This is a genomic window from Micromonospora sp. CV4 (genome assembly GCF_003667455.1).
Classification (GTDB): Bacteria; Actinomycetota; Actinomycetes; order Mycobacteriales; family Micromonosporaceae; genus Micromonospora.
Genome location: NZ_RCVI01000132.1, coordinates 1 through 6,205, shown reverse-complemented (window position 1 = coordinate 6,205; position 6,205 = coordinate 1). Strand labels below are relative to the sequence as shown.

Here is a 6,205-nt window from a genome sequence, read left to right as displayed (position 1 = left end):
CCGACAGCGCGCTCATGATCGGGGTACGCGTGACCGCGCGGGCCGGCCACCAGGCGGCGGCGGTCGCGGTCACCACGGCCAGCAGCATGCCCGCGCCGATGGTGAGCCAGGGCAGGTCGAACCGGCCGATGCGGTGCCCGGCGGCGGTCTCGACGAAACCGGCGGCGACCAGCCAGGCGGCGACCCCGGCGGCGGTGCCGCAGACCGCCGCGACCAGCCCGACGGCCGTGCCGTTGACCAGCAGCACCAGCCGCAGATGTCGGCGGGTCGCGCCCATCGCCGCCAGCATGCCGAGCTGGCGCAGCCGGCGCTGCGCCAGCACCACGAACCCGGCGGCGGCCACGAGCGACACGAGCAGCAGGCCGACGGTGGCCAGCGCCAGCGCGGCAAAGGTGAGCACGGTGCGCTCGGCAGCCGGCCGGGACTCGCGCACCAGCGGGCCGTCGACGGTCCCGCGGAAGGCCTCCATGGTGTCGCGGTCACCGGCCACCAGGACGGTCACCGACTGTGGCCGGTCGGCGTGCGCCGGGTCGGTGAGGGCGAACTCGTCGTGCAGGTCCGCCGGGTTCTCCACCACCCCGACGATCACACGGTCGGCGTCACCGAGCGGGACCCGGGCGCCGAGCCCGGCACGCAGGTCCGCTGCCACCCCGTCGGTCACCGCCAATTCGGCGGGCCCGGTCGGGTAGCGGCCCTGCCGCAGGGCGAGCATCGGACCGCCGTACGCGCCGGCGGGGTCCTGGGCCCGGACGTCCACCGGGTCGAACAACCCCGGCACCGGCACGCGCCGGTGGCCGATCACGTCGATCGTGCCGAACCACGCCCGAGCCGCGGTGACCCGGGTGTCCAGCTCGGCGGGGTCGTCGCCGGGGATCCGGATGAGCTGGTCGGCGCGGCCGAACGTGGCATCGCTCGACGCGGGGAGGTTCCAGGTCGCCGCCAGACCGAAGGTGGCACCCGTGACCGCGACGGTGAGCAGCGCGATGGCCAGCAGTTGCTGGCGCCACTCGCGGCGGAACAGTCGTACCGCCCAGCGGATCACCGCGCGGCGGGCCGCAAGCCCGCCGCCCGTGGGCCGGTTGGGCATCCGGCTGCGGCTCGCGGTGGCGGTCACCGGGCCGGGTCCGGGGCTAGCAGGGCGTCCGGGCCGGCCGACGGCGTGGTCTGGTCGACCACGCGGCCGTCCCGAATGAAGATCACCCGATCGGCCCAGGAGGCGAGCTGGGCGTCGTGGGTGACCAGCACTCCCGCGATGCCGCGCTTGCAGGCCGAGCGGAGCATCCGCAGGACTGCTTCGCCGTTGGCCGCGTCGAGGGCGCCGGTGGGCTCGTCGGCGAGCAGCAGTTGCCGGTCCCCCACGACGGCGCGGGCGATCGCGACCCGTTGGCGCTCCCCGCCGGAGAGGTCGTCGGGGAAGTGGCCGGCGCGGTCGGTCAACCCCAGCTCGTCGAGCACCCGCAGGGCGGCGGCCCGCGCCGGACGCGCGGCCATGCCGTCCAGCTCCAGAGGCAGGGCCACGTTCTCGACGGCGGAGAGGCCGGCGAGCAGGTTCAGGTCCTGGAAGACGAAGCCGAGCGACCGGCGACGCAGCCGGGCGATGGCGTCCACAGAGAGCGTGGAGAGGTCGGACCCGCACACCGTGACCTGGCCCGCGCTGGGCTCCTCCAGGGTGCCGGCGATGGTCAGCAGGGTGCTCTTGCCCGAGCCGCTGGGGCCCATCACCGCGACAAGCTCACCGGCGACCACGTCGAGGTCGACCCCGCGCAGGGCGTGTACGGCGGCGGCTCCGGCGCCGTACACCTTGGACACCTGTCGCAGGCTCAGCACCACGCTCATCGCCGGGCTCCTGTCGTCCGGTCGTGGTCCGGCCGCGTCGTACGACCGGCGGGGGCGTCGGCGGCGGGCGGCGCGCCGGTGGCGTCGACGGGCGGCGTCGGCCGGGAGCGCAGACGGGCGTCCGCCGCGTCCAGCCAACGGACGACCGCTTCCAGCCGGAACAGCTCGGCGTCGACGACGAGGCCGAGCCCGACGTCCTCCGGCGCGGCGTCGGCCTTGAGGTGCGTGTAGTGCTGCATCTCCTCGACGATCCGCCGCCGGTGGGCCTGGAGGATCTCGGTCACGTCCACCTGCGGCAGCCGCATCGCCACCTGCACCTTCATGACGAGCTCGTCCCGGGGTGGCGGCCCGGCCTGCGGCGGCGTACGCAGCCAGCCGTACAGCTCGCGCTCGCCGTCGGCGGTGAGCCGGTAGCGCTTCTGGGTGCCGTCGCGGCCGGCGTCGTCGGACTCGACGTGCCCCTCGCGCTCCAGGCGTTGCAACGTGGTGTAGACCTGCCCGACGTTGAGCGGCCAGACCTCGCCGGTGCGCGCCTCGAACTCCTGACGGAGCTGGAGACCGTATTTCGGTGCCTCGGTGAGCAGCGCCAGCATGGCGTGACGGATGCTCACGATCCAACACTTACAGTTAGCATACCCGGTATAATACACAGTATTCTCCGCTTGGGTGCCCCGTTCCGACTCCAGACGGTGGGCGTCGTCCCGTTCGGACAAAGCGCCACCCGCGCCCGGCCCGGGCATTAGCCTGCGGCCATGGCCGCAGCAGCTGACGAGGTCGAGCAGCCCGACACCGGGCCACGGATGTCCGAGACGGACCGGTTGACCGCGTTCAGCGACGGCGTCTTCGCCATCGTCATCACGCTGCTGGTCATCGAACTGCGGGTGCCGGAGTACCACGAGGGCGAGTTGCTGGCCGGGCTGCTCGACGAGGGAGCGTCCTACCTGGCCTTCGTGGTGTCCTTCGTCTACGTCGGGGTGCTCTGGCTCAACCACCACGCGCTGGTCCGGCTGATCCGCGGAACCACCCTCGCGCTGAGCTGGATCAACCTCGGCATCCTCTTCGGCGCGGTGATCATCCCGTTCCCGACGGCCGTGCTGGCGTCCGCGCTCACCCACGGCGACACCGCCGACCGCCGCGCCGCCGTCGCCCTGTACGCGCTGGCCGCCGCGCTGATGTCGGCCCCCTGGCTGGTCTTCTTCGGCTACCTGCGCCGCCACCCCGAGCTGCTCCGGCGCGGGGTCAGTCCCGACTACGTACGGACGCAGCGGCTGCGTCCGGTCACCGGCCTGGTCCTCTACGGGCTCAGCGGCCTGCTCGGCTGGTTCGTCAATCCCATGCTGGGCCTGATCGGCGTCATCGTCATGATCATGTATCACGCGTTCACCAGCGAAGGGCTGCGTCGCCGACGGGCCCCGGGTCGCTGACCCTCGGATCCTTCCGTGCGAGGGTCCGTAGGTTGTTCGCCCGGATATGTACCGGTAAAGCTAGTCTGGGCCGGTGCGGGGCGGACCGGAGAGCGAGATGACCACCGACGAGCGGCACTCGTCCCGGGTGGCGTTCGACGTCAACGGCGGGCGGCGCGAGCTGACCCTGGACAACCGCACCACCCTGCTGGACGCGCTGCGCGAACGCCTCGGCCTGATCGGGGCGAAGAAGGGCTGCGACCACGGCCAGTGCGGCTCGTGCACGGTGCTGCTGGACGGCCGCCGCGTGAAGAGCTGCCTGCTCCTCGCGGTCACCCTCGACGGTCGGTCGGTGGTCAGCGTGGAGGGGCTGGGCGGACCGGACGAGCTGTCCCCGCTTCAGGCCGCCTTCGTCGCGCACGACGCGTTCCAGTGCGGCTACTGCACCCCCGGACAGCTCTGCTCCGCCCGCGGCATGCTTGACGAGGTCGCCCGGGGCTGGCCGAGCGCGGTCACCGACGACCTCACCGCCCCGGCCGAGCTGACCGACGCGGAGATCCGCGAGCGGATGGCCGGCAACCTGTGCCGCTGCGCCGCGTACCCGCACATCGTCGCGGCCATTCAAGAAACGGCGGCGACGCGGTGAGACCGTTCCGCTACCACCGGCCGGCCGACGTGGCCGAGGCGGTCGCCGTGCTGGCCGACGAGCCGCAGGCGGCGTACCTGGCCGGTGGGACCAACCTGGTCGACCTGATGAAGCTCGGGGTGCAGCGGCCCGACCTGCTGGTGGACGTGAACCGGCTGCCGCTGGACGCCGTCGAGGAGCTGCCCGGCGGCGGGCTGCGGATCGGCGCGACGGTCCGCAACAGCGACCTGGCCGCCCACCCGGCGGTCCGGCGCGACTACCCGGTGCTGGCCCGCGCGCTGCTCGCCGCCGCCTCCGGGCAGCTGCGCAACCTGGCCACCACCGGCGGCAACCTGTTGCAACGCACCCGCTGCGTCTACTTCCAGGACACCGGCAAGGCCTGCAACAAGCGCGAGCCGGGCAGCGGCTGCGCCGCCCGACACGGCCAGAACCGCGACCTGGCGGTGCTGGACTGGTCCGACCTCTGCGTGGCGACCCACCCGTCGGACCTGGCCGTCGCGCTCGCCGCGCTGGACGCCGTGGTGGAGGTGCACGAGCCCGCCGGTCCCCGGGACGTCCCGCTGGCGGCGCTGCACCGCTCGCCCGGCGAGCACCCGGAACGGGAGACCACCCTGACCCGGGGAGCGCTGATCACCGCCGTACGGCTGCCACCCCTGCCGGCCGCGCGCCGCTCGGCGTACCTCAAGGTGCGCGACCGGGCGTCGTTCGCCTTCGCCGTCGGCTCGGTGGCCGCGGTGCTGGACCTCGACGGCGACGTGGTCCGCGACGTCCGGCTGGCGTACGGGGCGGTCGCGCACCGGCCGTGGCGGGCGTACCGGGCCGAGGAGGAGCTGCGCGGGCGGGCGTTCAGCCCGCAGCTGGCCGCGCGGGCGGCCGACGCCGAGCTGGCCGAGGCCCGTCCGTTGCGGCACAACGGCTTCAAGGTGCCGCTGACCCGGGCGATCACGGTGCGGGCCCTGACCGAGCTGGCCGAGTGGACACCCGCACCATGACCACCGGCGCGGTGGGGCGGGCGTACCCCCGGTTGGAGGGTCGGGAGAAGGTCACCGGCACGGCCCGCTACGCGGTCGAGTACCCGGTGGACGGGGTCACCTACGGCTGGGCGGTGCCGTCGGCCGTGGTTCGGGGACGGATCACCCGGATCGACGCGGCGCCGGCGCTCGCGCTGCCCGGCGTGCTGGCCGTGCTCCACCACGGCAATGCGCCCCGGCTCGCGCCGGGGCCGGAGCCGGAGCTGTGGCTGTTGCAGGAGCCGGCGGTGCACTACCGGGGGCAGTTCGTCGCCGTGGTGGTGGCCACCAGCCTGGAGGCGGCCCGGGAGGGCGCCCGGCTGGTCCGGATCGACTACGACGCCGGGCCGCACAGCACGGTGCTCACCGACGACCACCCCGGCCTGTACCGGCCGGACCAGGTGAACCCCAGCTACCCGTCGGACACCGCCGAGGGCGACTTCGATGCCGGGTACGCGGCCGCGCCGGTACGGATGGACGCCACGTACCGGACGCCGGCGTACCACAACAACCCGATGGAACCGCACGCCACCACGGCGCAGTGGCGGGACGGGCGCCTGCTGGTGCACGACTCCAACCAGGGTGCCGTGGCGGTCAAGGCCGCCCTGGCCGAGCTGTTCGAGCTGCCCCGGGAGTCGGTCCGGGTGATCACGCAGCACGTCGGCGGCGGCTTCGGCAGCAAGGGGTACCCCAAAGCCGCCGTGGTGCTGGCCGCGCTGGCGGCCCGGCAGGTGGACCGACCGGTCCGGCTGGCGCTGACCCGGCAGCAGCTGTTCGGGCCGGTCGGCTACCGCACGCCCACCATCCAGCGGGTCCGGCTCGCGGCCGACGCCGACGGGCGGCTCACCGCGATCTGCCACGACTCGATCACCCAGACCTCGACCATCAGGGAGTTCGCCGAGCAGGTCGCCGTCTACACGCGCAGCATGTACGCCGCGCCGCACCGGCGCACCACGCACCGGCTGGTACGCCTCGACGTCCCCACGCCGTTCTGGATGCGCGCCCCGGGCGAGTGCCCCGGCGCGTACGCCCTGGAGTCGGCGATGGACGAGCTGGCCATCGCGGTCGGCATCGACCCCGTAGAGCTGCGGATCCGCAACGACCCGGCGGTCGACCCGGAGCTGGGGCGGCCGTTCACCAGCCGCAACCTGGTCGGTTGCCTACGCGACGGGGCCCGCCGGTTCGGCTGGGCCGACCGGGACCCCGAACCCCGGGCCCGGCGCGACGGGCGCTGGCTGATCGGCACCGGGGTGGCCGGCGCGAGCTACCCGGCCCGGGCGCGCGCCGGCCACCCCGGTGCCGATCAGCCA

7 protein-coding genes are annotated in these 6,205 nt (G+C 74.1%); 4 read left to right on the top strand and 3 right to left on the bottom strand.

What is annotated here, in order from left to right; translation table 11 throughout:
- From EAD98_RS01530 to EAD98_RS01520, 3 genes are all read right to left on the bottom strand, one after another.
- Positions 1–1,114 (bottom strand): FtsX-like permease family protein (locus EAD98_RS01530; protein ID WP_121652292.1); only part of this gene is annotated, 1,114 nt, incomplete at its 3' end.
- Positions 1,111–1,836: an ABC transporter ATP-binding protein gene (locus EAD98_RS01525; protein WP_121652291.1), complete on the bottom strand. Its 726-nt coding sequence runs from the start codon at positions 1,834–1,836 to the stop codon at positions 1,111–1,113. The genes EAD98_RS01530 and EAD98_RS01525, both read right to left, overlap by 4 nt.
- Positions 1,833–2,447, bottom strand: coding sequence for a PadR family transcriptional regulator (locus EAD98_RS01520; protein ID WP_121652290.1), 615 nt, complete (start codon positions 2,445–2,447; stop codon positions 1,833–1,835). Before EAD98_RS01520 ends, EAD98_RS01525 begins: the two co-directional genes overlap by 4 nt.
- A 141-nt stretch (positions 2,448–2,588) precedes the next feature.
- Here EAD98_RS01520 and EAD98_RS01515 point away from each other — a divergent pair, with 141 nt between their 5' ends.
- From EAD98_RS01515 to EAD98_RS01500, 4 genes are all read left to right on the top strand, one after another.
- The gene (locus EAD98_RS01515; protein ID WP_121652289.1) at positions 2,589–3,260 is read left to right on the top strand and encodes a TMEM175 family protein; all 672 of its coding nucleotides are present in this window, start codon (positions 2,589–2,591) and stop codon (positions 3,258–3,260) included.
- Positions 3,261–3,357: 97 nt separating this feature from the next.
- Entirely contained in the window at positions 3,358–3,885 is a 528-nt protein-coding gene (locus EAD98_RS01510) for a 2Fe-2S iron-sulfur cluster-binding protein (protein WP_121652288.1), read from the top strand.
- On the top strand, positions 3,882–4,877 hold the full coding sequence (locus EAD98_RS01505; RefSeq protein ID WP_121652287.1) for a xanthine dehydrogenase family protein subunit M: 996 nt from the start codon (positions 3,882–3,884) through the stop codon (positions 4,875–4,877). The genes EAD98_RS01510 and EAD98_RS01505 overlap by 4 nt, the downstream gene beginning before the upstream one ends.
- A partial coding sequence (locus EAD98_RS01500) for a xanthine dehydrogenase family protein molybdopterin-binding subunit (RefSeq protein WP_233583676.1) occupies positions 4,859–6,205 on the top strand: 1,347 nt, incomplete at its 3' end. The genes EAD98_RS01505 and EAD98_RS01500, both read left to right, overlap by 19 nt.

Bases quoted from the DNA above. Each gene is read 5' to 3' on its own strand.
- EAD98_RS01525 (WP_121652291.1), bottom strand. From the start codon at position 1,836: ATGAGCGTGGTGCTGAGCCTGCGACAGGTGTCCAAGGTGTACGGCGCC.
- EAD98_RS01515 (WP_121652289.1), top strand. From the start codon at position 2,589: ATGGCCGCAGCAGCTGACGAGGTCGAGCAGCCCGACACCGGGCCACGG.
- EAD98_RS01510 (WP_121652288.1), top strand. From the start codon at position 3,358: ATGACCACCGACGAGCGGCACTCGTCCCGGGTGGCGTTCGACGTCAAC.